The organism is Streptomyces sp. NP-1717 (assembly GCF_022695985.1).
Taxonomy (GTDB): domain Bacteria; phylum Actinomycetota; class Actinomycetes; order Streptomycetales; family Streptomycetaceae; genus Streptomyces.
Window position 1 is genome coordinate 1 of sequence record NZ_JAAPBF010000404.1, and the last position, 2,994, is coordinate 2,994.

Sequence of the window (2,994 nt, forward strand, 5' to 3'; positions counted from 1 at the left end):
GGCTGCTGCCCCGCCACGCCGACCAGTTCCGGTTCCGGGTGACGCGCGGCCCCGAGCGGTTCCGGGTCACCGGGTCCGCCGGCCGGATCGAGGTGTCGGGCACCGACGCCGGTGTCCTGCTCACCGGCGTCCACTGGTATCTGAAGTACGCGTGCGGCGCCCACATCAGCTGGTCGGGCGGCCGGCTCGACCTGCCCGCCACACTGCCCGCGCCCCGCCGCCCGCTGGAGCGCTCGGCGACCGTACGGCACCGGTTCGCCTTCAACGACACCCACGACGGCTACACCGCCCCGTACGCCGACTGGCCGCGCTGGGAGCGGATGCTCGACGTCCTCGCCCTGCACGGCTGCAACGAGGTCCTGGTCACCACCGGCCAGGAGGCCGTCTACCACCGGCTGCTGACCGGCTTCGGCTACTCCGACACCGAGGCCCGCACCTGGCTGCCCGCGCCCTCCCACCAGCCGTGGTGGCTGCTGCAGAACATGAGCGAGTACGGCGGCCCGCTCTCCCCCGAGCTGATCGCCGCCCGCGCCGTGCTCGGCCGGCGGATCACCGACCGGATGCATGAACTGGGCATGTCCCCGGTGCTGCCCGGCTACTTCGGCACCGTCCCGGACGGCTTCGCCGCCCGTAACCCCGGCGCGAGGACCGTCCCGCAGGGCAGTTGGAACGGGCTGCCGCGCCCCGACTGGCTCGACCCGCGCACCCCGGTCTTCGCCGAGGTCGCCGCCGCGTTCTACCGGCACCAGGCCGACCTCTTCGGCGAGGTGAACCACTTCAAGATGGACCTGCTGCACGAGGGCGGCAGCGCCGGGGACGTCCCCGTGCCCGACGCCGCCCGCGCGGTCGAGACCTCGCTCCGCACGGCCCGCCCCGGCGCGACCTGGGTGATCCTCGGCTGGCAGACCAACCCGGTGCCGGCCCTGCTCGACGCCATCGACACCGACCGGGTGCTGATCGTCGACGGCCTGTCCGACCTGGACTCGGTGACCGACCGCGAGCGCGACTGGGGCGGCGCGCCGTACGCCTTCGGCACCATCCCCAACTTCGGCGGCCGTACGACGCTGGGCGCCAACTCCGACCGCTGGACGGAGCGGTTCACCGTGTGGCGCGACAAGCCGGGCAGCGCGCTGGTGGGCACGGCGTACATGCCGGAGGCCGCCGAGCGGGACCCGGCCGCCTTCGAGCTGTTCAGCGAGCTGGCGTGGCGTCGGGACGCGGTGGACCGGGAGAGCTGGTTCCGGTCGTACGCGGATCTGCGCTACGGCGGCGAGGACCCGGCCGCGCGGGACGCCTTCGGTGTGCTGGCGGCGACCGCGTACCGGCTGACGACGGCCGACGGCCGCCCCGTGGACTCGCTGTTCTCCCGCCGCCCCTCCCTCACCTCGTCCGTCACAACCGCCTTCGACACCGGCGAGTTCGACAAGGCCTTCGGCTCGCTGCTCGACGTGGCGGCCGGGCTGCGCGGCTCGGACGCGTACCGGTACGACGTCACCGAGCTGGCCAGGCAGGCGCTCGCCAACCGTTCCCGGCTGCTGCTGCCGCAGTTGCGCGGCGCCTTCCAAGGAGGCGACGCCGCCACGTTCCGTGCGCTGGCGGCGCTGTGGCTGAGACTGATGCGGCTGAGCGACACGATGGCGGGCTGCCACCGGTCCTTCCTGCTCGGCCCGTGGCTGGAGGACGCGAAACGGCTCGCGACGAGTCCGGCGGAGGCCACGACGCTGGAGTGGACGGCGCGCACGCTGATCACCACCTGGGCCGGCAGGTCGGCCGCAGGGCATCTGAGCAATTACGCCAACCGCGACTGGCAGGGCCTGCTCGCCGATGTCCATCTGCCGCAGTGGCAGGCGTATCTGGACGAGCTGACCGATGCGTTGAGCGCCGGGCGGGAGCCGAAGACCTTCGACTGGTACGTGGACGAGGAGGCGTGGACGCGGGGACGCGGCGGATATCCGGTGCGGGCGACCGGTGACGCGTACCGGACGGCGCTGCGCGTACGGGACACCCTGGCCGCCGCCCCGTACCAGGGCACCGTCACGGTCACCGCCGACCCGCTCGCCTTCACCCCGGGCAGCGAGGGGACGGTCAGGGCCGACTTCCGGTACCTCAACGGGCTGCGTGGCACCGGCCCCGTCGACTTCGCCCTGACCGGCGTCGACGCCCGGCCGGACGGCCCGACGACGCTGCCGGCCGTCGCCCCGGCCGGCTCCGGGTCCGTCTCCTGGTCGGTGACCGCGCCCGGCGAGCCCCTGACCGTGCCGCTGCGCGCGCTGCCGTACTCGCTGGAGCTGGAGTACGGGCCGCGAGGCGGGGAGCGCGTGAAAACCGTCCAGCGGGGCGCCGTGTACGTCGCGGGGCCGCTGGACGGGGGCTGGCGCACGTACAGCAACAACGGGGCGGTCTTCGGACAGCTCGGCGACCGCTTCGCGGTCAACGGCGGCGGCCAGGACCTGTGGCGGGCGACCACCCAGTTCGGCACGGCCTTCAGAGAAGGCGCGTTCCGGGACGGTGTGGGTGTGACGGTGCGGGTGGACGCGCAGGAGAACACAGGGGCGTGGGCCCGCGCGGGCATCATCGTCCGCGACCGCCTGGCGACGGCCGGCTCGCCGGGCATCGTCAACCTCGCGGTGACGCCGTCCAACGGGGTGGTGCTGTCGTACGACACGACGGGCGACGGCACGCTCGACACCTACCAGCGCGTCACGGGCGTCACCGCACCGGTACTGCTGCGACTGTCCCGCGCGGGGGGCCGGTTCACCGGCTCGTGCTCGACGGACGACGGCGCGACCTGGCGCACGGTCACCACGGTGCCGGTCCCCGGCGCGGGCGACACCCAGGACGTGGGCCTGTTCATGAGCGCGACGAACGGAAGCAGCGGGCTGCGGGGCCTGGTCGAGTTCAGCGGGTGGGCGGTGACGGGGTAGGCCGGGGACGGGCGAGTCCCGCCCGGGCGTGCGCCGTGGGGGACGGCCGACGCGCCGGTTGCGCCCGAGG

1 protein-coding gene is annotated in these 2,994 nt (G+C 74.1%); it reads left to right on the forward strand.

Annotated features, from left to right (window positions below; all coding sequences use genetic code 11):
• Positions 1 to 2: 2 nt before the first annotated feature.
• Positions 3 to 2,924, forward strand: coding sequence for an alpha-N-acetylglucosaminidase (locus GXP76_RS34935; protein ID WP_242575635.1), 2,922 nt, complete (start codon positions 3 to 5; stop codon positions 2,922 to 2,924).
• Positions 2,925 to 2,994: the final 70 nt, after the last annotated feature.